This is a genomic window from Micromonospora echinospora, assembly GCF_014203425.1.
Taxonomy (GTDB): domain Bacteria; phylum Actinomycetota; class Actinomycetes; order Mycobacteriales; family Micromonosporaceae; genus Micromonospora; species Micromonospora echinospora_A.
Genome location: NZ_JACHJC010000001.1, coordinates 6,260,368 through 6,282,411, shown reverse-complemented (window position 1 = coordinate 6,282,411; position 22,044 = coordinate 6,260,368). Strand labels below are relative to the sequence as shown.

Genomic DNA, 22,044 nt, shown 5'->3' with positions numbered 1-22,044 from the left:
AGAAGAACTCATAAACCAGCGGACCGTGACGCGACCCACGCCCTGATGCGCTGTCCCGGGCGGCGGCTTCCCGGCAGGATCGCGGACATGCCCGCACCACCGACCGGGAGCGCCGCCGCGCTCGACGAGCCCGACCTGGGCCACCACGGAGACGCCGAGGCCACGCCCGGCCTGGTCGACCTGGCGGTGAACGTGCGCCGTGCCCCGATGCCGGACTGGCTGGCCGACCCGGTCACCGCCGCGCTGGGCGACCTGGCCGCGTACCCGGACCCCGCGCCGGCCCGCGCCGCCGTCGCTCACCGGCACGGGCGACCCCCGGAGGAGGTACTTCTCACCGCCGGGGCCGCCGAAGGCTTCGTGCTGATCGCCCGCGCCCTGTCCGATGCCCGCCGCCCGGTGGTGGTGCACCCGCAGTTCACCGAGCCGGAGGCAGCGCTGCGGGCCGCCGGGCACCGGGTGGACCGCGTCCTGCTCGACCCGGCCGACGGCTTCCGCCTGGACCCGGCCCGCGTCCCGGACGACGCCGACCTGGTCATGATCGGCAACCCCACGAACCCGACCTCGGTCCTGCACCCGGCGGGCACGATCGCCGCGCTGGCCCGTCCCGGTCGGGTGCTCGTGGTCGACGAGGCGTTCGCCGACACCACCGCCGCGCCCGGCGTCGACGGCGAGCCCGAGTCCTTCGCCGCCCGCCGCGACCTGCCCGGCCTCGTAGTGGTGCGCAGCCTCACCAAGACCTGGGGCCTGGCCGGGCTGCGGATCGGCTACCTGCTCGGCGACGCCGCGCTGCTGGCCCGGTTCGCCGCCGCGCAGCCGCTCTGGGCGGTCTCCACCCCGGCGCTCGCCGCCGCCACCGCCTGCGCCACGCCGGCCGCCGTCGCCGCCGAACGCGCCATCGCCGCCGAACTCGCCGCCGACCGCGACCACCTGGTGGCCCGCCTGTCCGGCCTGCCGGGGGTACGCGTGGCGGGGCGCCCGGCCAGCGCCTTCGTGCTGATCCACCTCGCCGGCGCCGCCGAGGTGCGGGAGCGGCTGCGCGCGCTCGGCTGGGCGGTACGCCGGGGCGACACGTTCCCCGGGCTCGGCCCGGACTGGCTCCGGATCGCGGTACGCGACCCGGGCACCACGGACGCGTTCATCAGGACGCTGGCAGGGATCCTGGAGGCATGATGCTGGAGTCCACAGTCGCGGCGATCCGGTCGCTGGACGAGGCCGCCATGGCGGCGGCGCGCGAGTTGCAGGGCCGGCTGACCAAGCCCGCCGGCTCGCTCGGCGCCCTGGAGCCGCTCTCGGTACGCCTCGCCGGGCTGGCCGGCGCCTGCCCGCCGCCGCTGCCCGAGCCGGCCGCGGTGGCGATCTTCGCCGGTGACCACGGCGTGCACGCCCAGGGCGTGACCCCGTGGCCGCAGGAGGTCACCGCCCAGATGATCGCCAACTTCCTGGCCGGCGGCGCGGTGGTCAACGCGTTCGCCCGGCAGGCCGGCGCCTCGGTCACGGTGGTGGACGTCGGCGTGGCCACCCCGGTCCCTGGCGCCGAATCCGCCGATCCGGCCGGGCCGCGTCTGGTGGCCGCGAACGTCCGCGCCGGCACCCGGGACATGACGGTCACCGCCGCGCTGACCCGGGACGAGGCCCGCGCGGCGCTCGAGACCGGCATCCGGGTCGCGGGCGAGCTGATCGACGCCGGGGCGGGCATCCTGCTCACCGGCGACATGGGCATCGGCAACACCACCCCGTCGGCCACGCTCATCGCCGCGTTCTCCGGCGTGGACGCCGAGGCGGCCACCGGCCGGGGCACCGGGGTCGACGACGAGACGTACACCCGCAAGGTGGCGGTGGTGCGCGCCGCGCTGGCCCGGCACCAGCCCGACCCGGCCGACCCGCTGGGCGTCCTCGCGGCGGTCGGCGGCCTGGAGCACGCCGCGCTGACCGGCCTGATCCTGGGCGCCGCCGCCCGCCGGGTGCCGGTGCTGCTCGACGGCGTGATCGCGGTGAGCGCCGCGCTCGCCGCCGCCGCGTTCGCGCCGGATGCGGTGGGCGCCATGGTCGCCGGGCACCGCAGCGCCGAGCCGGGCGCCACGGCGGCGCTGCGGCACCTCGGCCTGGAGCCGTTGATCGACCTGGGGCTCCGGCTCGGCGAGGGCACCGGGGCGCTGCTGGCCCTGCCGGTCGTCACCGGCGCGGTACGGGTACTGCACGAGGTCGCCACGTTCGACTCCGCCGGGGTGGCGGAGAAGTGACCGGACCGACGTCGCCCAGCCCGTACCCCCTGGGGTTGCGGCTGGACGGGCGGCGCGTGGTCGTCGTGGGCGGGGGAGCGGTCGCCACCCGGCGGGTGCCGGCGCTGCTCGACGCCGGCGCGGACGTCCTGCTGGTGTCGCCCGAGCTGACCCCGGCGCTGCGCGCGCACGTCGACGCCGGGCGGCTGCACTGGGAGCCGCGCCGGTTCGCCCCCGGCGACCTGGACGGCGCCTGGCTGGTCCAGGTGGCTGTGGACGACCGGGCCGCCGCCGCGGCGGTCAGCGCCGCCGCGGCCGAGCGGCGGATCTTCTGCGTCCGCGCCGACGACAGGTCGGCGGCGAGCGCGTGGACCCCGGCGGTGACCCGGCACGGCCCGGTCACGGTGGCGGTCCTCGGCGGCGGCGACCCTCGGCGCGCGATGGCCGTCCGCGACGCCGTCCGCGAGCTGCTCGCAAGGAAGGGCCCCCCGTTAACGCCTCAGGTAGAGGAAGGGCCCCCTGTTAACACCGGCGGGCGAGTCGCGCTGGTCGGCGCCGGGCCGGGTGACCCGGAGCTGATCACCGTGAAGGGATGGCGGCTGCTCACCGAGGCCGAGGTGGTCGTCGCCGACCGGCTCGTGCCCGGACTGCTCCTGGACGAGCTGCGCCCCGACGTCGAGCTGGTCGACGCGTCCAAGATCCCGTACGGGCCGTCGCGCGCCCAGGAGGAGATCAACCGGATCCTGGTGGACCGGGCGCGGGCCGGCAAGTTGGTGGTGCGGCTCAAGGGCGGCGACCCGTACGTCTTCGGCCGAGGCGGCGAGGAGCTGCTCGCCTGCGCCGAGGCGGGCGTGCCGGTGACAGTGGTGCCCGGGGTGACGAGCGCGGTCGCGGTGCCCGAGGTGGCGGGCGTCCCGGTGACCCACCGGGGAGTGGCGCACGAGTTCACAGTGGTCTCCGGGCACGTCGCGCCCGACTCGCCCGCGTCGCTGGTGCGCTGGGAGGCGCTGGCCGGGCTGCGCGGCACGCTCGTGATCCTGATGGGGCTGAAGAACCTCGCCGCGATCGCCGCGACCCTGATCGCGCACGGCAAGCCGGCGGACACCCCGGCCGCGGTGATCCAGGAGGGCACCACAGCGGGCCAGCGGACGCTGCGCTGCACGCTCGCCACTGTCGCCGCCGACGTCGAGGCCGCCGCGCTGCGCCCGCCCGCGATCGTCGTGGTCGGCGACGTCGTGCACGCCCTGACCCCCCACACCCCGGCCTGACCCGCCCGCCCTCCGCCCCGCCCCGCCCCGCCCCGCCGATCTTGCACTTGGTGCCCGTCAGTTGCCCGTTACAGCCCATTTATCTGGGCAGCAAGTGCAAGATCGCCGACCAGGCGGGGCGGGGGGTGGGGCGGGGACGGCGGCGGGGGACCGTTGGGTCTCCCGCCGCCGTCCGGGCGCTTCGGTCAGGTCACTGCTTGAGCATGTTGTCCAGCAGCAGGGCGCAGCGGATCAGGCCCAGGTGGCTGTACGCCTGCGGGTGGTTGCCCAGCCCGCGTTCGGCCAGCGGGTCGTACTGCTCCGGGAGCAGCCCGGTCGGCCCGGCCGTGTCGACCATCTGGGTGAACAGCTCCTCGGCATCGCTGCGGCGGCCGGTGCGCAGGTATGCCTCGATCAGCCACGACGTGCAGATGTGGAAGCCGCCCTCGCGGCCGGGCAGGCCGTCGTCCCAGTGGTACCGGTAGACGACCGGGCCGCTGCGCAGCTCCGCCTCGATCTTGAGCACTGTGGAGAGGAAGCGCGGGTCGTCGCCGGCGAGCAGCCCGGAGATGCCGATCCACAGCGACGAGGCGTCCATCTCCTCGTAGCCGTAGGCCACGCTGTACGCCTCGGCCTCCGGGTGCCAGCCGTGCTCCAGCACGTTCGAGGCGATCCGGTCGCGCAGCTCGACCCACTCGGGCCGGTCCTCGCCGCCGTGCCGCCGCACCACGTGCAGCGCCCGGTCCACTGTCATCCAAAGCATGACCTTGGAGAAGACGTGGTGCCGCGGTGGGAGGCGGGCCTCCCAGATGCCGTGGTCGGGCTCGTGCCAGCGGCGGCGTACCGCCTCGACCATGTTCTCCAGGACCCGCCACTCGTCGTCGCGGATCGAGCCCCGGGCGTCGGCCACTGCCGCGATCAGGTCCGCGACCGGGCCGAACACGTCGAGCTGGAGCTGGTGGTTGGCGAGGTTGCCGACCCGTACCGGCCGGGAGCCGGCATACCCCGGCAGCGTGTCGATGACCGCCTCGGCGCCCAGCTCGAAGCCGTCCACCGTGTAGAGCGGGTGCAGCCGCTCCGGGTGCCCGCCGGTGCGCTCGACAACGCCGTCGATCCAGCGCAGCAGCCCTTCGGCCTCCTCGGTGGAGCCGAGGTCGACAAGCGCGCGGGCGGTCATCGCGGCGTCGCGCAGCCAGCAGTAGCGGTAGTCCCAGTTGCGGACACCACCCAGTTCCTCCGGCAGCGAGGTGGTGGCCGCGGCGAGGATCGAGCCGGTCGGCTCGTGGCAGAGCCCGCGCAGCGTCAGCGCGCTGCGGGCGACCAGGTCCCGGGCGGTGGCGGGCAGCCGCAGCGAGGCCACCCAGTCCTTCCAGGGCTGCTCGGCGGCGGCCTGCCGCTCGTGCGCCGGCAGCCGGTGCGGCTCCAGGCTCTGCGTGCCGAAGCGCAGCTCCAGCACCACCTGGCCGCCGGCCGCCGACAGGTCGACCACCGCCTTCGCGGTCTCGTACCCGGCGTCGTTTGTGACCTCCCACTCGACGCCGGGGGAGTGCAGCGCGACCGGCTCGTTGGAGCCGAGCACCAGCAGGCCGTCGTCGAGCGGCTGGAGCTGCACCGCGACCTGGCCGAACTCGGGGCGTGGCGCGAACTCGACGCGGGCCCGTCCGGTGCCGCTGAGCACCCGGACCAGTGTCGAGTCGCCGCTGACCACGGCCGGGTCGTCCGGCGTGGTCTGCCGTACCGGAAGGTCGAGCCAGTCGGTCACGGTCAGGCCGGACCAGCGGGTCTCCACGGTCATCGTGTTGCTGCGGTAACGCTGGCCGAGCGGGATGCCGCCGCGCTCCGGGCCGACCGTGAAGTGCCCGGCCGGGCTGCCGCCGACCAGATCGGCGAAGATCGCCGCCGAGTCGGGCTTCGGGTGGCACAGCCAGGTGATCTTGGCTTCGGGGGTGACGAGCGCGACGGTACGGCCGTTGGCGAGCATCGAGTGCCGCTCGATCGGCACCGCCCGCTCGCCGAAGAGCCAGTGCCGCCGCGTCTCCAGCAGCAGCCCGAGCGCCCGGGCCGCCTCGATCGGCTGGGCCACCCGGTAGTCGGCCCGGGTCTCCCCGGGACCGATCTTGATGCCGACGTCCGGCCCGGCCAGGTTGCCGAAGGCGTTCTCGTCGGTGACGTCGTCGCCGATGAACAGCACCGCGCTGGCGGCGAGCTGGGTACGGAGCTGGTCGACGGCGGTGCCCTTGTTGGTGACCACCACCGACAGCTCGATGACTTCCTTGCCCTGGGTGACTGTCACGCCGTCCCAGGTCGCCGGTCCGCTGCGGACCGCCTCGACGGCCCGGGCGGCGACGTGCGGGTCGACGCCGCGGGTGTGCACGGCGACGCTCGCGGGCTTGCGCTCCAGGCGGATGCCCGGGTGCGCGGCGGCGATCTCCCGCAGCGCCTCGCGGAGCCGGTGCCGGACCGCGATCAGCTCGGGTGTGAGGCGTTCGACGAATCCGATGTCGAACTCCGAGCCGTGGCTGCCGACGAGGTGCACCTCGCTTGGTAGCCGGGAGAGCGTGGCCAGGTCGCGCAGCGCGCGGCCGGAGACGACCGCGACGCTGGTCTGCGGCAGCGAGGCCAGGGCGCGTACCGCGGCCACCGACTCCGGCAGCGGCACGGCCTTGCTCGGGTCCTCGACGATCGGCGCCAGCGTGCCGTCGTAGTCGCAGGCGACCAGAAGCTGCGGAACCCGGGCGATGCGGCCGATCGCGGCACGCAGTTCGGGATCCAGCACGCCGCCGTGGGCGGCGGCGAGGGCGGGCGAGGTCACGCAGCCTCCGTATCTCCGACGCCGAGCTCGCTGAGGAACGACTTGGCCCAGTGGCCCACGTCGTGGCTGCGCAGATGGCGCTGCATGACGCGCATCCGGCGGCGGGCTTCGGGCTTTTCGACATGCACGGCCCGCAGCAACGCGTCCTTCACCGCGTCCGGGTCGTGCGGATTACACAGGAACGCCTGGCGCAGCTCCGTGGCAGCGCCGGCGAACTCACTGAGCACGAGCGCGCCGCCCTGGTCGGCGCGCGATGCGACGTACTCCTTGGCCACCAGATTCATTCCGTCTCGCAGCGGGGTCACCATCATGACGTCGGCCGCGACGTACATCGCGGCCAGTTCGGAGCGACTGTACGACTGATGCAGATAATGCACTGCAGGCACGCCGACCCGGCCGAATTCACCATTGATCCGGCCAACCTCGCGTTCCACCTTCACCCGAAGTGCCTGGTAGTGCTCCACACGCTCGCGGCTGGGCGTGGCGACCTGCACCATAACCGCGTCGGGAACTGTCAACTTTCCGTCAGCAAGGAGTTCGCGGAAGGCCTTCAGGCGGAGTTCGATGCCCTTGGTGTAGTCGAGCCGGTCGACGCCCAGGATGATGGTCTTCGGGTTGCCCAGCTCCTCACGGATCTGCTTGGCGCGGGCCTGGATCGCCGGGTCCTCGGCCAGTCGCTCCATCTCCTTGGTGTCGATTGAGATGGGGAACGCGCCGGCCTTCACCTGCCGGCCGTCGACCTGGATCATCTGGCCCTCGTAGCGCAGGCCGAGCAGGTGCCGGGCCAGGCGTACGAAGTTCTGCGCCGCCAGCCGCTGCTGGAAACCGACGAGGTCCGCGCCGAGCAGGCCGCGCAGGATCTCGGTGCGGAACGGCATCTGCATGAACAGCTCGATCGGCGGGAACGGGATGTGCAGGAAGAAGCCGATCCGCAGGTCCGGCCGCAGCTCGCGGAGCATCGCCGGCACCAGCTGGAGCTGGTAGTCCTGGACCCAGACGGTGGCGCCCTCGGCCGCCACGTCGGCGGCGGCCTCCGCGAACCGGGCGTTGACCAATCGGTACGCCTCACGCCAGCGCCGCTTGTAGGCGGGCGTCTCCACCGCGTCGTGGTAGAGCGGCCAGATCGTCGCGTTCGACTGGCCCTCGTAGTAGCGCTCCAGCTCTTCGGCGCTCAGCGGCACCGGGTGCAGCCGGATGCCCTCCAGGTCGAACGGCTCGGGCGCGGCGCCGGTGCCGCCGGCCCACCCCACCCAGGTGCCCTGGTGCTCGGCCAGCACCGGGTGCAGCGCGGTGACCAGCCCGCCCGGGCTGCGCCGCCACTGCCGCCCTTCGGGTGTGCTCACCTCGTCGACCGGCAGGCGGTTGGCCACTACGACAAAGGAGCTACGGACGGTCACGATCGGCCACCTCCGGGTACTGACGGGTCCACCGCGATGAGCGTACTGAGCGTAGCTGCGGCCTCTGTTGCCCCGTGCCGGAGTTACCTACCCGTCCCAGAACCGCCGAACCCACCGCGTGATCTTGTCGACACCGGTGGCTCAGAGGTCGATGATCGGCCACTCCTTCGGCAGCACCTCACCGAGCAGTTCCCGCCGGTCGCTCATGATCGGTGTGGTGGCCCGTGCGGCCTCCAGCGCCACCTGGGCGAGGTCCATGCTCAGGAGCGTGCGCGACCAGCCGCCGAGGAACATGCACATGTCGTGCGCCACGGGGGTGACGACCACGTGGTCGAGATCGCCGAGGATGTCCAGCAGGCGCCAGCCGTCGACGGCCACCTGCCGGTACGCCTCGGCGAGACACAGCGCCGGCAAGATCACCGACTGCCCCCGGTCCGCGACCGACGCGATCTGCTCCCCGACCGCCTCGGTGCCGTCCGAGTAGGCCAGCAGGCAGGCGGTGTCGAGCACCAGCCCGGGGTCAGTCACGGGTCTGCCGTCCACGTGACGACTCGTTCAGCAACGCGGCGGCCCGGGCGCGCAGTTCCGGGGTGATCTTCGCCTGGGCCGCGTCGAGCGCGTGGCCCGCGTCGGCGAGCCCGCCGTCGGACAGCCGGAAGCCGACCTGCCGGAGCGTGCGCCGGGTGCGCTCTCCCGCCATCCGCTGCCGCACGCTCTCGGTGACGAACGCGGAGACGTTCGGCTCCTGGGCCAGTCGTTCGGCCACGTCGTCGGGCACGCTGATGGCGATCTTCTTGGTCATACTGGCGACGTTAACGAGTAGTACCGGTGTCGGCAAGGAGGCGCGCCGCCGTACCGCTGGGGTGGGGTGATGTGGGCGTGGCGGTCCGTACCTGTCAGGATTGACGGTGGCGTGCGTGCGGCCGGCTCCCGGCCGGCGGCGGCGGGCGGAGATCGACGCCCGCGCCCCGCACCCGACAAGCCCGCGATCGCAACCGACGGAGGTAGCCCGCACCGTGGCCCAGTTCATCTACGTCCTGGACAAGGCGCGCAAGGCGCACGGCGACAAGGTCGTGCTCGACAACGTGACGCTGAACTTCCTGCCGGGGGCCAAGATCGGTGTGGTCGGTCCGAACGGCGCCGGTAAGTCCAGCCTCCTCAAGATCATGGCAGGGCTCGACCGGCCGAGCAACGGCGAGGCCCGGCTCATGCCCGGCTACTCCGTCGGCATGCTCGCCCAGGAGCCGCCGCTCAACGACGCCAAGACGGTCCTCGGCAACGTCGAGGAGGCGGTCGCCGAGACCAAGGCCAAGCTGGAGCGGTTCAACGCGATCGCCGAGCAGATGGCCACCGACTACTCCGACGAGCTGATGGAGGAGATGGGCAAGCTCCAGGAGGACCTGGACAACGCCGACGCGTGGGACATCGACTCCAAGCTCGAACTGGCGATGGACGCGCTGCGCTGCCCGCCGCCGGACGCCGACGTGACCACGCTCTCCGGCGGTGAGCGCCGCCGGGTGGCGCTGTGCAAGCTCCTGCTGGAGGCGCCGGACCTGCTGCTGCTCGACGAGCCCACCAACCACCTGGACGCGGAGAGCGTGCAGTGGCTGGAGCAGCACCTGGCCAAGTACGCCGGCACCGTCCTGGCGATCACCCACGACCGGTACTTCCTGGACAACGTGGCCGGCTGGATCCTGGAGCTGGACCGCGGCCGGGCCATCGGGTACGAGGGCAACTACTCGACCTACCTGGAGAAGAAGGCCGCCCGGCTCTCCGTCGAGGGACGCCGCGACGCCAAGATGAAGAAGCGCCTCTCCGAGGAACTGGAGTGGGTCCGCTCGAACGCCAAGGCGCGGCAGACCAAGTCCAAGGCCCGTCTGGACCGCTACGACGAGATGGCCGCCGAGGCGGAGAAGACCCGGAAGCTGGACTTCGAGGAGATCCAGATCCCGCCGGGCCCGCGCCTGGGCAACACCGTCATCGAGGCGCAGAACCTGACCAAGGCGTTCGGCGACCGGGTGCTGATCGACAACCTGTCGTTCTCGCTGCCCCGCAACGGCATCGTCGGCATCATCGGCCCGAACGGCGTCGGCAAGACCACGCTGTTCAAGACGATCGTCGGGCTGGAGCAGCCGACCAGCGGCTCGGTCCGGGTCGGCGAGACCGTCTCGCTGTCGTACGTCGACCAGAACCGGCAGGGTCTGGACGGCGACAAGACGGTCTGGGAGGTCGTCTCCGACGGGCTGGACCACCTCATGGTGGGCAAGGTCGAGATGCCGTCCCGCGCGTACATCGCGGCGTTCGGCTTCAAGGGGCCGGACCAGCAGAAGCCGACGAAGGTGCTCTCCGGCGGCGAGCGCAACCGGCTCAACCTGGCGCTGACGCTGAAGATCGGCGGCAACGTCATCCTGCTCGACGAGCCGACGAACGACCTGGACGTGGAGACGCTGTCCAGCCTGGAGAACGCGCTGCTGGAGTTCCCCGGTTGCGCCGTGGTCATCTCCCACGACCGGATGTTCCTGGACCGGGTCGCCACGCACATCCTGGCCTGGGAGGGCGACGACCAGGACCCGGCGAAGTGGTTCTGGTTCGAGGGCAACTTCGAGGCGTACGAGAAGAACAAGATCGACCGCCTCGGCGCCGAGGCCGCCCGGCCGCACCGGGTGACCTACCGCAAGCTCACCCGTGACTGACCGCTTCGTCTACCACTGCGCGCTGCGCTGGTCCGACCTGGACGCGTACGGCCACATCAACAACGCCCGCTTCCTCACGCTCTACGAGGAGGCCCGGGTGGCGATGATGTTCGCCGGCGGCCGGGCGTGGGGAGTGGGCTCGTTCGCCGACGGGGTGGTCATCCGGCGGCACGAGGTCGACTACCTGCGCCCGGTCGACTACGCGCTCGGCCGGGCCAGCGCGGAGGCGGCCCCGACCGTGCGGATCGAGCTGTGGGTGGACGAGATCCGCAACGCCTCGTTCTCGGTCGCGTACGAGCTGTACGACGGCGACACGCTGGCCAGCACCGCCCGGTCGGTGCTGGTGCCGTTCGACCTCGCCGCCCAGCGGCCACGCCGGATCTCGCCGGACGAGCGCGCGTTCCTGCTCCGCTACGCGCCGGGGCTGACCGGATGACGACCGGGCACGGGCTGACCGGGGTGGCCGACGCGGGCGCCTTCCTGGCCCGGCTGGTCCGGTTCGACCCGGCCACAGTGGTCCGCCTGCGGCCGGTGCCCGGCGCCGGGCGTACGGCCCTCTGGGCGCGGCTGCCCTGGGGGGTGCTCGTGGTCCGTACCGTGCCCGGCGACGCCCCCGGGGACGTCACCGTCGGGGCGGGGGAGTTGCTCGCCGAACTCACCGCCGGGGGCGCGGCGCTGCCGGTACGCCGGGACGACGGCTGGCGCTGGCAGTTGCCGCCGGGCGCGAGCCGGGCGGTGGAGTCGCTGCCCGGCGCGGAGCTGCGCCGGATCGCGGAGGCGGCGGCCGGGACGCTGCGCGAGGCGGCCACGCACGGGGTGGCCGGTCGGGCGGTCGGCCAGCGGGTGCTGCGGGACGCGCTGCTGGACCACGTCGCGGTGGTGGTGACGCCGGACGAGGACCCGCGGACGCCGGTGGAGGTGTCGCAGCGGCTGGTGCAGGGCCTGGTTCGGATGGGTTTCGCCGGCAGCGGCGAGGACGACGTTCAGGTGCGGGCCGCGGGCCGGTGGGTCGGGCTCGTCGGTCCATTCGGCGCGGTCTGGTCGCGTACTGTCGCCGATCTTGCACTCAGGCCGACACCGGGTCGTCCGAACGTATGACCCGTCATCGGCCTTCCGGTTTGGGGCGGTCGTTGGGGGGATGCCTCATGCCGTCTGTCCGGGTACCGTCCTTCCTCGGATCCAACGCACCGTAGGCGATTGGATCCGCTGGGGAGTGAGGTGCGCGAGCGATGCCGTGGTGGTCATGGCGCCCTGGTCCCGCCGCTGGCGGCGAACCGGAGACTCGAAGCGGAGTCACAGTGGATGACACCATCCGGGTCGGACCACCGACCCCGCGCCAACCGGGAGACGACGCGCCGGTGCCCGAGCGCCCGGCCCTGGCCGACATGCCGGCCACTGTCGCCCCGGTCACCCTGAGCCGGGTCTGCGACGCGCTCGACCTGCTGGACGTGCGCTACCTGGCCGACGGCGGCGGCAACCTGCTGGCCATGTGGGAGCGGCACGCCGTGCTCGTCGCGCTGGAGGGCCCGGAGGACGAGATCCTGGTGATGCGGGCCCGCCCGCACGCGACAGTCCCGCCGGACTGGGCCGACCGGGCGTACCGGGTGGTGAACGAGTGGAACCACACCCGCCGCTTCTGCAAGGCGTACATCGGCGACCCGACCGAGCGCGGCCAGCTCCCGATCTACGCCGAACTCCAGGTCCCGCTCGGAGCCGGGGCCCACGACGCGCTGCTCGTCGAGATGCTCGACTGCGGCGCCGCGGTCGCCACCACGTTCGTCGACTGGCTGCACGACGAGGGCGCGCTGCTCTGAGAGCCGGGCGGCTCAGCCGGCGGCCGGGTCCTCCATCACGTTCACCATGAAGTACGCGGCCCGCTCCAGGTAGTCCCAGAGCGCGGCGGCGAGCTGCGGCGGCAGGTCCAGCGCGTCCACCGCCCGGCGCATGTGCAGCAGCCAGGCGTCCCGCTCGGCGGCGCCGATCCGGAACGGGGCGTGCCGCATCCGCAGCCGGGGGTGCCCGCGCTGCTCGGAATAGGTGTGCGGGCCACCCCAGTACTGGATGAGGAAGAGGGTCAGCCGGTCCGCCGCCGGGCCCAGATCCTCCTCCGGGTACATCGGCCGCAGCACCGGGTCCTCGGCGACGCCGGCATAGAACTCGTCCACCAGCTTACGGAAGGCCGGTTCACCACCGATCGCCTCGAAGAGGGTCATCGACTCGCCTGGGGAAGTCACGCTTCCATCCTGCCAGGTACGGCCCCGCAGCCGCGCCCGCCCGCGGGGCGGCGCGGATCACGTCACCGCGTGCCGGCGCCGACCGTGCTCGCGGCCCCGGTCGGCCGCCGCCGGGCCCTGCGCGGTGTGCGTGGGCGCGAGGGGGTCCGCGGACGACTCGGCGCGGGCGGCCGCGATCGCCGCGTCGATGGTGCGCGGCCGGGGCCAGGCGAACGCCGCGACGAGCATGAGCAGCACGCCCGCCGCGCTCCACGCGCCGACCACCGACGGGACGGAGAACCGTTCGGCGAGGGCGCCGGTGGCGAGCACCGCGGCGCCCTGGATGACCTGGGTGCCGGTGGCCATCACCCCGAACGCCCGGGCCCGGTAGCCGTCCGGCAGGGCCTGCACGAAAAGCCCGTTGGCGACCGGCACCAGCCCGGCGACCGCGAAGCCGCACGCGGCGGCGAGCAGCGCCACCACCGACGGGGTCGGGTCGAGGAGCGCGGGCACGAGCACCGCGGGCGCGATGACCATCAGCGGCCGCATCAGCGCCAATCGGCGCGCCGGGGCGACCAGCCGTCCGATGATCAGCCCGCCGAGGACGTACCCGACCGGACCGGCGGCCATGATGACCGCCTGGGCGGTACCGGCGTCCATCGCGCCGTCGGTGCGTTCGGCGGCCCAGCCGGCGGCCAGCCCTTCCGGGACGATCGAGAACAGCATCGCGCTGAACACCAGCAGCGCGATGGCCCGCAGCACCGGCCGCTCGAAGACGATCCGGAAGCCCTGGCCGGTCTCCCGCAGCAGGTGGCTGCGGTGCCTCGCGGTCATCGTCGACGGCCGGTCGCGTACGCCGACGCGGACCAGCAGGGCCGACAGGGCGAAGGTCGCCGCGTTGACGAGCAGCGCGGCGTTCGGATTCAGCGCGGCGATGGTCGCGCCGATCAGGTAGCCGACGACCTGGGCAGCCTGGGACGCGCTGGTGAACGCGGACAGGCCCACCACCAGCCGGTCGCCGGTGAGGATCTGCGGCATCACCGCCGAGCGCGCCGCCTGGCTCGGTGGATTGGCGAGCGTGGCCAGGAAGATCAGCGCGAGGATCGACCAGGCCGGCATGAACGGCATGGCGACGAGCAGCATCAGCGCCATCCGGATCAGGTCGCAGATCACCATGACCCGGCGGTAGCGGTGCCGCTCGGCGAGCGCGGAGAGCAACGGGCCACCGAGCAGCCAGGGCAGATAACTGACCGCGAAGGCGGCGGCGGAGAGCGCTACCGATTCGGTCTCGCGCAGCACGAGCACGGTGACAGCGGCCTTGGCGAGATAGTCGCCGACCCAGGAGAGGATGTTGGCGGCGAACAGCGCCCGGAACTCCGGCTGACCGAACACGTCGCGGAAGGTGGCCGGGCCCTCCTGGGCGGGTCGCTCGTCGGACACCGTCGCCTCCATCGTTCCTGGTCGACCACTTGTGATGGCCCGACCGGGAACCGTCGTCAGATCAACCGATCAGCGAGGACACGAGCACGCTCCCCGGTGGAGCGTGTTCACCGGATTCTGCCCGATCGTCTGACAACTGGCTAGGGCGAACGGATTGATCGTCGCATCTCCGACTGAACCGAACGGACGATACCCGAGGGGCCGCGCGGAGCGCGACCCCCGGAAAATAGTCCGGCTTGTCCGGCGACTCAGGTGGGTCCGCTGGTACCCGTGCCCTCGGCCGCGGACGGCGTCGGCGTCTGCGGCGGCAGCCCCGGGAAGAGCCGGGCCGCCGCGATCCGGGCGGTGATACCGGAGTTCTCCAGCGCCTCGGCGAGGCGGCGGCGCAGCTCCCGGCCCACCGCGAACTGCCCGTCCGCGGTGGTCTTGACGACGGTACGGATCACCGCGCCGTCCACGGTGATCTGCTCGACGCCGAGGACCTCCGGCGCCTCGACGATCTTCGGCGCCAGCTCCGGGTCCAGCGCCACCGACGCCGCCGCGGTACGCAGCACGGCGGTGGCGTCCTCGGTGCCGGCGAAGCCGATCGGCAGGTCGACCACGACCAGGGCCCAGCCCTGGCTCTTGTTGCCGACGCGGACGATCTCCCCGTTGCGGATGTACCAGAGCACCCCGCGGCCGTCACGGACCGTGGTCACCCGCAGTCCCACCGCCTCCACCACGCCTGTCGCCTCGCCGAGGTCGACAGTGTCGCCGACGCCGTACTGGTCCTCGATCAACATGAACAGGCCGGCGATCAGGTCCTTGACCAGGCTCTGCGCGCCGAAACCGAGCGCCACACCGGCGATGCCCGCGCTGGCGAGCAGCGGGGCCAGGTCGAAGCTGAACTCCTTGAGCACCATCAGCAACGCGATGCCGAACACGAACGCGGTGACCATGCTGCGCAGCACCGACCCGATCGCCTCGGCCCGCTGCCGCCGCCGCTCCGGCACGAACTGGTCCGGGTCCGGTGTGGCGCTGGGAATCCGCTCCCGCAGCGGGCGGAGCATCGTCGGCACCGCGCCCTCGGTGGTGGTCCGCACCAGCCGGTTGATGGTCCGGTGCAGCGCCCAGCGGGTCGCCACCGCGAGCAGCAGGATCAGCGCCACCCGCAGCGGCTTGAACAGGATCCAGTAGCTGCTCTCGGCGAACCAGGCGGAGTCGGTGACCCGGTACACCCACTCGCAGGAGCTGCTGCCCTGGCAGTCCGGCCGCCGGTCGGAGACGGCGGACAGCAGGGCGGAGATCAGGTCGGAGAGATTCACAGTGCTTTCGTACCGCACGCGCGGCGCCCGTCCGGCGCGGACCCACCGTCGGCCGGGCAACCCGCCCTCCTTCCTGCTCCGTTGTACCGAGGGGCGGCAGGAACGCCCCGGCCCGCACGGGGGCCCCGCGACTGGCCGTCCAGCTCGCAGTTGGGCGGAGCAAGGGGGAAAGCGACATGACGGAGGAGCTCTTAGGCGCCCGCCGATCCTGGTCCCGTCGTCAGGTGCTGACGGTGGTGGCGGCGGCGGCCGGCGCAGCGCCGCTGGTGGCGACCGGCGCGGCGAGGTGGTCGGCCGAATCGCCTGTCAAGTTCCGCAGCGACCCGTTCGAGATCCGCGACCTGCCGCAGGGGCAGCGGCCCTACTACAGCGGCGTCCGGCTGCCGATCGTCGACACGGGCACGCACGACAAGCACGGCGTACGCATGGCGCTGCTCACCGGGAAGCTCTACGACCATCCCGTCGCCCAGGCCCAGTACGGCATCAACCTGCTGGAGAGTTACCGGGTCACCGGCGAGCAGGTGTACCTGCGGCGGGCGATGACGCAGGCGCAGCGCCTGATCGACCGGCGGGTCGTCCGCCGGGACGGCTGGTTCTACCCGTACCGGTTCCGGCACGCCATGCACCGCGGCACCGACGTCTACGAGACGCCGTGGTACTCGATGATGGCCCAGGGACAGGCGATGAGCCTGTTCGTCCGGCTGGCGCAGATCGTGGGCGACCGCACCCACTGGCGTCAGGCGGCCGACGCGACGTTCGCGTCCTACCTGCTCCCGCCGGTGGCCGGCCAACCGTGGGGGGTCTACGTCAAGGACGGGCTGCTCTGGCTGGAGGAGTACGCCCACCCGACGCGGGTGCGCGGCGACCAGACCTACAACGGGCACATCTTCTCGGCCTTCGGACTCTGGGACTACTGGAGCCTGAGCCGCGACACCCGGGCCAGGCAGATGCTCCAGGGGGCGATCACCACCGCCCGGGACGCCCACCGGCTCGTCCGCACCCGCCAGTGGCGGAGCAGGTACTGCCTCACCCACCGCAAGGACGCGGGCATGTACCACTCGACGCACATCATCCAGCACGCCGTGCTGCACGCGATCACCGGCGACCCGACCTTCGCCGGGATCATGGACCTGTTCTACTCCGACCACCCCACGTACGGGGTGTCCGGAACGATCCGGCTCGCCCCCGGGGACCACGTCGGCTACAAGTTCGACGCGGCCGGCACGGTCCTGGACCGCAAGCGGATCTCCCTGACCAGGCCTGCCGAAGCGGCCTCCGCGGAACGGCACAAGGTGATGCGGCAGACCGGCATCTGGTACGACATCAGCGAGGGGAGCCTGAGCGGTTACCTGGTCAAGGAGATCCCCGGCCGGTCGTACCAGGTCGGGAGAGCGGCTCCGATCGGCTACCGCATCCCGCGCTCGGCAGTGGTCGTCGCCGCGCCCGGCAGGGCGTACTCCCTGGACGACGCCGGGAAGGTGACGGCGGTGACCGCCGGCCTCGCCGTCGGCGACACCGTGACTGTGAATCTGCGCGCCGCCCTCGACGGCGTCCAGCACTACCGTCTGGCCTCCGGCGCCCACGCCGGCCAGTGGATCCGGCTCGACACCCTGCGTGGCGTCGGCACGGCGTAGAGCGACGGGCGCGAACCGCCCCGATGCGGGTGATCCGGCGGGCCGCTTGCAGATTCGTGCGTGCAATCGAGGGCGCGATCAGGGACTATTGGCGCAACGGACGTCGGTGATCCGGCCTGCGTCGGAGTCGTTCCGCGCTGTCGCGGGCGGTTCCGGCGCGCAGGCGGCGGGAGCGGCTGGACCGGGAGGGTGAGCGCGATGCCTGACATACGACCCACGGCGGGCTCCGGTGCGCTCGTTCTCAACGCCACCTACGAACCCCTGTGCGTCGTGTCGGTGCGTCGTGCCGCGATCCTCGTCCTCTCCGCCAAGGCGATCTGCGTGGCCGACGGCGAGGGCGTCCTGCACAGCGCGCGCAACGCGTTACCGGTGCCCTCGGTGGTACGCCTGACCCGCTACGTCCGGGTGCCCTACCGCACCCACGTCGGGCTGTCCCGGCGGGCCGTGTTCGCCCGCGACGGGTGGCGGTGCGCGTACTGCCGGGGGCCGGCGGAGACCATCGACCACGTCTTCCCGCGCAGCCGGGGCGGCCGGCACGCCTGGGAGAACGTGGTCGCCGCCTGCGCGCGGTGCAACCACACCAAAGGCGACAAGACGCCGGCCGAGCTGGGCTGGCGGCTGCACCACCTGCCGGCCGCCCCGAAAGGGGCGGCCTGGCGGGTCCTCGGGCACCGAGCGCCCGACCCGCGCTGGGCGGACTGGCTCGACCTGCGCGAGTCCGAGTCCGAGGCGGCCTGACCGGCGCGCTCAGCGCGCCTTGACCAGCGCGGCGTAGACGACCAGGTTGTCCGCGTACCCGGTCTCCCCGCCCACCCAGCGCCCACCGCAGGTGATCAACCGCAGGTTGGGCCGGCTGAAGTCGCCGTAGACGTCCTCCACCGGCAGCTTCTCCTTGCCGTACCGCTCGATCGAGGTCACCTCGAACACCGCCACCGAGCGGTCCTCGCGGGTCACCTCGATCCGGTCGCCGTCGTCGAGGTCCTTCAGCCCGTGGAAGACGGCCGGCCCGGTGGTGGTGTCGACGTGCCCGACGAGCACGGCCGGGCCGTACTGGCCGGGGGTGGGGCCCTGGTCGTACCAGCCGACCTCGCCGGCCCGGTCCACGTCCGGCACGTCGATGCTGCCGTCCGGCGCGATGCCGACGCGGTGCACCGGCGCGCGCAGGTCGAGCTTGCCGATGCTCAGGCCCGTCGGTGGGCTGGCCGGCAGCACCGGGAACTTCTTCGGCGGCGGGCGCAGGCCGGCGACGATCCGGTCCGGCAGCACGCTGACCCCGGTCACCCGTTCCAGCCCGAGCATGGCCACGATCAGCGCCATCACGCTCGCCACCACGAGCACCGGGACGCCCGGGTGGCGGCTCGGCGCGTACCGGCGGGTGGTGGTCGTGGCGGTCCGGGCCGGAACCGGCCCGGACCGCGGGTCGGCGGTGGTGACGCTGGCCGTGACGGCGTGCCCGGCGACGTGGGCGAACCGGCGTGCGGCCCGGGACGTCAGCCGCAGCGCGGCCCGGAGCCGTCCGGCGTGCTCCCGCGACCGGCGGCCGGCGGCGCGGCGGCGGGTGCGGTCCGTCGCCGGGCCGGCGCGGTCCCGGCGGCGCGATGAGCGGGCCATTGCGGCGCCTCGTCAGACGCGGTTACCGGTCTTGCGGCGGGCGCTCACGCCGGCCACCACGGCTACCGCCACCAGGCCGCCGACCAGCAGCAGCGAGCCCGTGCCCCGGCCGCCCGCGGCGCCCCCGCCGCCGGTCGCCGGTCCCTTGCTCGGCTGCGCCATGTTCAGCACGGTGAGCATGGTCGAGGCGGTGTTGCCGTTGGAGCAGTCCAGGTTCACCGGGTAGTCGCCGGGCGCCTTGTTGCCGGGCACGGTGACCGAGCCGGTGAGGAAGCCGTTGTCGGGTCGCAGCGTCACCCGCCCGAAGGCGTCCGAGGTGACCTGGGCCTGGCGGTTGTTGCTGTTGTCGCAGCCGGCCCGCAGGTTCACCCGGGAACCGGCCTGGACGCTGTTCGGCGTCACTTCGATGAACACGCTCTCCCCGGCCCGCGCCGGTGGCGCGGTGGCCAGGACGAACGCCGCGACCAGGCCGAACAGGCCCAGTACGGACGACAGCACGCGGTGTGACAGGAGCCCTCGCATGGTTCCCCCCTCCCGGCGCGACGGTGCGCCGGACCCACTGACGGGCAGCGGCGCCTGCTTTCCCGGGGGGCAGGGGAAGCTAACGAGGCGCCTTCACCACGGGATGCCAGGCCAGCGGCGTGGAGAGCACCATCGTGCTGGACGGCTGGCCGTACGGGGCGAGCCGGTCGATGACCTCCTCGAACTCGCCCATGTTCGTGGCCGCGACCTTGAGCATGCTGCACGCGTCCCCGGTGATCCGGTGGATCTCCATGATCTCCGGCCAGCCGGAGACCTCGGGGTCGTTGAGGATGCAGCGCGCGCCGTAGCAGGACATCCGGATCAGGGCGAGCACTGTGCGTCCGGCCCGGGGGAGGTCGACGTGGGCGTGGTAGCCGGTGATCACGCCGGACTCCTCCAGCCGCCGCACCCGTTCGGCCACAGCGGGCGGGGAGAGGTGGACCCGGCGGGACAACTCGCTGTACGAGAGCCGGGCGTCGGCCTGGAGCTCACGCAGCAACGCCCAGTCCATGTCGTCCACGCGGGGACCTTTCTTCCGTAAAGGGAGCGACGCGAGATGGTTTCGGTTCGCGAGGTGAGACCACCATACCGCCGTTGAACAGGCATTCCATTCGGCCGCCCACCAGCGGGATCATGACGTCTACCCCGCGCACGGACGGAGAACGACTGTGGAACAGACGACGGCGGTGCGCCCGGTAACCCCCCAGGAACGGGCGGCTCGGGCGGCACGCAACGGCGGCGAGCCGACGCTGGAATTCGCCGAGCGCGTGCCGTATGACGCCTACGTACGGGCCAGCACCCTGCACCGGCTCCAGGAGCCGCTCAGCGACGACCCGGGCGAAATGTCCTTCCTGATGGTCAGCCAGATCATGGAGCTGTACTTCGGGCTGACCTGCCACGAGCTGCGGCACGCCAAGCGCGAGCTGCGCGAGGACCGGATCTGGGAGGCGCTGCCTCCGCTGCGCCGGGCCGCCCTGCACCTGGAGGGCCTCAACGGCGCCTGGCACGGCCTGCGCTGGATGAGCCCGGCCGACTTCAACCGCTTCCGCGACCGGCTCGGCGAGGGCTCCGGCTTCCAGTCCGCGATGTACCGGCAGCTGGAATTCCTGCTCGGCCTGCGCGACCGCGCGCTGATCCGCCCGTTCCGCCGGCAGACCGACGTGTACGACGAGCTGACCGCCGCGCTGGCCACGCCGAGCCTCTGGGACGAGGTGGTGGCGCTGCTGGCCCGCAAGGGCTTCGACGTGCCGGCCGAGCTGCTGGAGCGGGACGTGAACGGCGAGCACGAGGCGCACCCGGCGATCGAGGCGGCCTGGGTCCGGATCTACGGCGACAGCGGCCCGGAGAACCACCTGCGCCTGCTCGGCGACGCGCTGACCGAGATCGCCGAGGAGTTCGGCGACTGGCGCTGGAACCACGTCAAGGCCGTGCAGCGCACCATGGGCGCCAAGGTCGGCAGCGGCGGTTCCGCCGGACTGGCATGGTTGCAGCGCAGCATGGCCCGGGTGGTCTTCCCGGAGCTGTGGTCGGCCCGCACCGCGATGTGACGAGAGAGAACAGCATGCACACCCCCGAGAACGAAGCCCTCCGCCGCGACGCCGCCGACCCGGGACACCGGCACCTGTTCCACATCCCACCCGCCGACGGCGGGCGCTACCCCGACACGGCGTACCTGGCCGGCAACTCGCTCGGCCTGCAGCCCCGGGCCACCCGGGACGAGCTCCTCGCCGACCTGGACGCCTGGCAGCGCCTGGGCGTGGAGGGGCACCTGGAGTCGGAGCGGCCCTGGCTGCCGTACCACGAGCTGCTGACCGCGCCGGCCGCCCGCCTGGTCGGCGCGCTGCCCGCCGAGACCGTGGTGATGAACTCCCTCACCGTCAACCTGCACCTGCTGATGGTCAGCTTCTACCGGCCGGAGGGCGAGCGCACCCGCATCGTCATCGAGGACAGCGCGTTCCCCTCGGACAGCTACGCCGTGCGCAGCCAGGCCCGCTTCCACGGCCTGGACCCGGACACCACTGTCGTGCGCCTCAAGCCGCGCCCCGGCTCCGACACGCTCGGCACCGAGGACGTGCTGGACTTCCTGGCCCGCGAGGGCCACACCGTGGCGCTGCTGATGCTCGGCGGCGTGAACTACCTGACCGGCGAGCTGATGGACATCCCCACCATCACCGCCGCCGGGCGGGCCGCGGGCGCCGTCGTCGGCTGGGACCTGGCGCACGCCGCCGGCAACGTCCCGCTGGCGCTGCACGACTGGGACGTCGACTTCGCCGCCTGGTGCTCCTACAAGTACCTCAACTCCGGCCCGGGCGCGCTTGGCGGCGTCTTCGTCCACGAGCGGCACCTCGGCGACCCGTCCATCCAGCGCTTCGAGGGCTGGTGGAGCACCGAGGCGGCCACCCGGTTCGAGATGACCCCGGTGTCCCGGCCGCCGGCCACCGTCGAGGCGTGGCAGATCTCCAACCCGCCGATCTTCGCGATGGGCCCGGTGCGTACCTCGCTGGAGCTGTTCGACTCCGTCGGCATGGCGGCGCTGCGCGAGCGCAGCCTGCGGCTCACCGCCTGGCTGGAGCAGCTGCTCGACGAGGTCACGCCGGGCCGCCCGCTCACAGTGGTCACCCCGCGCGACCCGGCCCGGCGCGGCTGCCAGCTCTCCGTCCGGATCGGCGTGAGCGCGAGGAGTGAGCCGGGTCTGCGAGCCCCGCAGTCGCGAACGGAAGGCGGCTGGGTGGGCAGCGCGAACGAGCTGACCAAGCGGCTGCGGCACGAGCACGGCGTCGTCGCCGACGCCCGGGAGCCGGACATCGTCCGGTTCGCCCCGGTGCCGCTCTACTCGACGTACCACGACTGCTGGCGGGTCGCCGAGGCGCTGGCGGCAACGTTTGAGAAGGAGGGATCGTGAGCGCGAGGAGTGAGCCGGTTCTGCGAGCCCCGCAGTCGCGAACGGAAGGC

The 22,044-nt window shown here is 72.9% G+C and carries 21 protein-coding genes; 11 read left to right on the top strand and 10 right to left on the bottom strand.

Features of this window, described 5'->3' with window-relative positions:
• The first annotated feature begins 87 nt into the window (after nt 1-87).
• Genes cobC through cobA form a run of 3 tightly spaced genes read left to right on the top strand, consistent with a single transcriptional unit; the run spans nt 88 to nt 3,487 of the window.
• On the top strand, nt 88-1,170 hold the full coding sequence (gene cobC, locus FHU28_RS28225; RefSeq protein ID WP_184687731.1) for an Rv2231c family histidinol phosphate aminotransferase CobC: 1,083 nt from the start codon (nt 88-90) through the stop codon (nt 1,168-1,170).
• The gene (gene cobT / locus FHU28_RS28220; RefSeq protein WP_184690000.1) at nt 1,170-2,240 is read left to right on the top strand and encodes a nicotinate-nucleotide--dimethylbenzimidazole phosphoribosyltransferase; all 1,071 of its coding nucleotides are present in this window, start codon (nt 1,170-1,172) and stop codon (nt 2,238-2,240) included. Before cobC ends, cobT begins: the two co-directional genes overlap by 1 nt.
• Entirely contained in the window at nt 2,237-3,487 is a 1,251-nt protein-coding gene (gene cobA, locus FHU28_RS28215) for a uroporphyrinogen-III C-methyltransferase (protein ID WP_184687728.1), read from the top strand. Before cobT ends, cobA begins: the two co-directional genes overlap by 4 nt.
• 190 nt (nt 3,488-3,677) lie before the next feature.
• On the opposite strand, the gene otsB is transcribed toward cobA, so the two are convergent.
• The 4 genes from otsB to FHU28_RS28195 all read right to left on the bottom strand — a co-directional run bounded on the left by otsB (nt 3,678) and on the right by FHU28_RS28195 (nt 8,477).
• A complete protein-coding gene (otsB, locus tag FHU28_RS28210; RefSeq protein ID WP_184687726.1) occupies nt 3,678-6,278 on the bottom strand; it encodes a trehalose-phosphatase in 2,601 nt (866 codons plus the stop codon).
• Nucleotides 6,275-7,675, bottom strand: coding sequence for an alpha,alpha-trehalose-phosphate synthase (UDP-forming) (locus tag FHU28_RS28205; protein WP_043328887.1), 1,401 nt, complete (start codon nt 7,673-7,675; stop codon nt 6,275-6,277). The genes otsB and FHU28_RS28205 overlap by 4 nt, the downstream gene beginning before the upstream one ends.
• A gap of 141 nt (nt 7,676-7,816) precedes the next feature.
• Nucleotides 7,817-8,218 (bottom strand): hypothetical protein, encoded by a 402-nt coding sequence (locus FHU28_RS28200; RefSeq protein ID WP_184687717.1) that lies wholly within the window; start codon nt 8,216-8,218, stop codon nt 7,817-7,819.
• Complete coding sequence (locus FHU28_RS28195; protein ID WP_221453314.1) at nt 8,196-8,477, bottom strand: hypothetical protein; 282 nt, start codon at nt 8,475-8,477, stop codon at nt 8,196-8,198. Before FHU28_RS28195 ends, FHU28_RS28200 begins: the two co-directional genes overlap by 23 nt.
• Before the next feature lie 214 nt (nt 8,478-8,691).
• On the opposite strand from FHU28_RS28195, the gene ettA reads away from it, so the two are divergent.
• From ettA to FHU28_RS28175, 4 genes are all read left to right on the top strand, one after another.
• The gene (gene ettA / locus FHU28_RS28190) at nt 8,692-10,368 is read left to right on the top strand and encodes an energy-dependent translational throttle protein EttA (protein ID WP_184687715.1); all 1,677 of its coding nucleotides are present in this window, start codon (nt 8,692-8,694) and stop codon (nt 10,366-10,368) included.
• Entirely contained in the window at nt 10,361-10,804 is a 444-nt protein-coding gene (locus FHU28_RS28185) for an acyl-CoA thioesterase (RefSeq protein ID WP_184687713.1), read from the top strand. Before ettA ends, FHU28_RS28185 begins: the two co-directional genes overlap by 8 nt.
• Nucleotides 10,801-11,466: a DUF8185 domain-containing protein gene (locus tag FHU28_RS28180; protein WP_184687711.1), complete on the top strand. Its 666-nt coding sequence runs from the start codon at nt 10,801-10,803 to the stop codon at nt 11,464-11,466. Before FHU28_RS28185 ends, FHU28_RS28180 begins: the two co-directional genes overlap by 4 nt.
• 131 nt (nt 11,467-11,597) lie before the next feature.
• A complete protein-coding gene (locus FHU28_RS28175) occupies nt 11,598-12,182 on the top strand; it encodes a type III secretion system chaperone family protein (RefSeq protein WP_184687709.1) in 585 nt (194 codons plus the stop codon).
• A 12-nt stretch (nt 12,183-12,194) separates the two neighbouring features.
• Here the strand turns inward: FHU28_RS28175 and FHU28_RS28170 are convergent, their stop codons facing one another.
• The 3 genes from FHU28_RS28170 to FHU28_RS28160 all read right to left on the bottom strand — a co-directional run bounded on the left by FHU28_RS28170 (nt 12,195) and on the right by FHU28_RS28160 (nt 15,325).
• Nucleotides 12,195-12,581 carry a globin gene (locus tag FHU28_RS28170; RefSeq protein WP_184689995.1) on the bottom strand — a complete coding sequence of 129 codons (387 nt, stop codon included), beginning with the start codon at nt 12,579-12,581 and terminating at the stop codon, nt 12,195-12,197.
• Nucleotides 12,582-12,659: 78 nt separating this feature from the next.
• The gene (locus FHU28_RS28165) at nt 12,660-14,033 is read right to left on the bottom strand and encodes an MFS transporter (protein ID WP_184687707.1); all 1,374 of its coding nucleotides are present in this window, start codon (nt 14,031-14,033) and stop codon (nt 12,660-12,662) included.
• A 236-nt stretch (nt 14,034-14,269) separates the two neighbouring features.
• Nucleotides 14,270-15,325 carry a mechanosensitive ion channel family protein gene (locus FHU28_RS28160; RefSeq protein WP_311773668.1) on the bottom strand — a complete coding sequence of 352 codons (1,056 nt, stop codon included), beginning with the start codon at nt 15,323-15,325 and terminating at the stop codon, nt 14,270-14,272.
• A 176-nt stretch (nt 15,326-15,501) separates the two neighbouring features.
• On the opposite strand from FHU28_RS28160, the gene FHU28_RS28155 reads away from it, so the two are divergent.
• Both FHU28_RS28155 and FHU28_RS28150 read left to right on the top strand, forming a co-directional pair.
• Nucleotides 15,502-16,959, top strand: coding sequence for a D-glucuronyl C5-epimerase family protein (locus FHU28_RS28155; protein WP_184687702.1), 1,458 nt, complete (start codon nt 15,502-15,504; stop codon nt 16,957-16,959).
• A 198-nt stretch (nt 16,960-17,157) separates the two neighbouring features.
• Nucleotides 17,158-17,697 carry an HNH endonuclease gene (locus FHU28_RS28150; RefSeq protein WP_184687700.1) on the top strand — a complete coding sequence of 180 codons (540 nt, stop codon included), beginning with the start codon at nt 17,158-17,160 and terminating at the stop codon, nt 17,695-17,697.
• Between the two features lie 9 nt (nt 17,698-17,706).
• On the opposite strand, the gene FHU28_RS28145 is transcribed toward FHU28_RS28150, so the two are convergent.
• The 3 genes from FHU28_RS28145 to FHU28_RS28135 form a co-directional block, all read right to left on the bottom strand.
• On the bottom strand, nt 17,707-18,570 hold the full coding sequence (locus FHU28_RS28145; RefSeq protein ID WP_184687697.1) for a class F sortase: 864 nt from the start codon (nt 18,568-18,570) through the stop codon (nt 17,707-17,709).
• A 12-nt stretch (nt 18,571-18,582) separates the two neighbouring features.
• On the bottom strand, nt 18,583-19,092 hold the full coding sequence (locus tag FHU28_RS28140; RefSeq protein ID WP_184687694.1) for a hypothetical protein: 510 nt from the start codon (nt 19,090-19,092) through the stop codon (nt 18,583-18,585).
• Between the two features lie 79 nt (nt 19,093-19,171).
• On the bottom strand, nt 19,172-19,612 hold the full coding sequence (locus FHU28_RS28135; RefSeq protein ID WP_184687692.1) for an Lrp/AsnC family transcriptional regulator: 441 nt from the start codon (nt 19,610-19,612) through the stop codon (nt 19,172-19,174).
• A 148-nt stretch (nt 19,613-19,760) separates the two neighbouring features.
• Between FHU28_RS28135 and FHU28_RS28130 the strand changes: the two genes are divergently transcribed.
• Nucleotides 19,761-20,639 carry a tryptophan 2,3-dioxygenase gene (locus FHU28_RS28130; RefSeq protein WP_184687689.1) on the top strand — a complete coding sequence of 293 codons (879 nt, stop codon included), beginning with the start codon at nt 19,761-19,763 and terminating at the stop codon, nt 20,637-20,639.
• A gap of 14 nt (nt 20,640-20,653) precedes the next feature.
• Nucleotides 20,654-21,994 carry a kynureninase gene (kynU, locus tag FHU28_RS28125; protein ID WP_184687686.1) on the top strand — a complete coding sequence of 447 codons (1,341 nt, stop codon included), beginning with the start codon at nt 20,654-20,656 and terminating at the stop codon, nt 21,992-21,994.
• Nucleotides 21,995-22,044 lie beyond the last annotated feature (50 nt).

What these genes read in the sequence shown, in the direction of transcription:
- cobC (WP_184687731.1), top strand. Translation starts at nt 88, where the DNA reads ATGCCCGCACCACCGACCGGGAGCGCCGCCGCGCTCGACGAGCCCGAC.
- FHU28_RS28145 (WP_184687697.1), bottom strand. Translation starts at nt 18,570, where the DNA reads ATGGCCCGCTCATCGCGCCGCCGGGACCGCGCCGGCCCGGCGACGGAC.
- kynU (WP_184687686.1), top strand. Translation starts at nt 20,654, where the DNA reads ATGCACACCCCCGAGAACGAAGCCCTCCGCCGCGACGCCGCCGACCCG.
- FHU28_RS28155 (WP_184687702.1), top strand. Translation starts at nt 15,502, where the DNA reads ATGACGGAGGAGCTCTTAGGCGCCCGCCGATCCTGGTCCCGTCGTCAG.
- FHU28_RS28180 (WP_184687711.1), top strand. Translation starts at nt 10,801, where the DNA reads ATGACGACCGGGCACGGGCTGACCGGGGTGGCCGACGCGGGCGCCTTC.
- FHU28_RS28140 (WP_184687694.1), bottom strand. Translation starts at nt 19,092, where the DNA reads ATGCGAGGGCTCCTGTCACACCGCGTGCTGTCGTCCGTACTGGGCCTG.
- FHU28_RS28150 (WP_184687700.1), top strand. Translation starts at nt 17,158, where the DNA reads ATGCCTGACATACGACCCACGGCGGGCTCCGGTGCGCTCGTTCTCAAC.
- FHU28_RS28165 (WP_184687707.1), bottom strand. Translation starts at nt 14,033, where the DNA reads ATGGAGGCGACGGTGTCCGACGAGCGACCCGCCCAGGAGGGCCCGGCC.
- FHU28_RS28195 (WP_221453314.1), bottom strand. Translation starts at nt 8,477, where the DNA reads ATGACCAAGAAGATCGCCATCAGCGTGCCCGACGACGTGGCCGAACGA.
- FHU28_RS28170 (WP_184689995.1), bottom strand. Translation starts at nt 12,581, where the DNA reads ATGACCCTCTTCGAGGCGATCGGTGGTGAACCGGCCTTCCGTAAGCTG.
- cobT (WP_184690000.1), top strand. Translation starts at nt 1,170, where the DNA reads ATGCTGGAGTCCACAGTCGCGGCGATCCGGTCGCTGGACGAGGCCGCC.
- FHU28_RS28175 (WP_184687709.1), top strand. Translation starts at nt 11,598, where the DNA reads ATGCCGTGGTGGTCATGGCGCCCTGGTCCCGCCGCTGGCGGCGAACCG.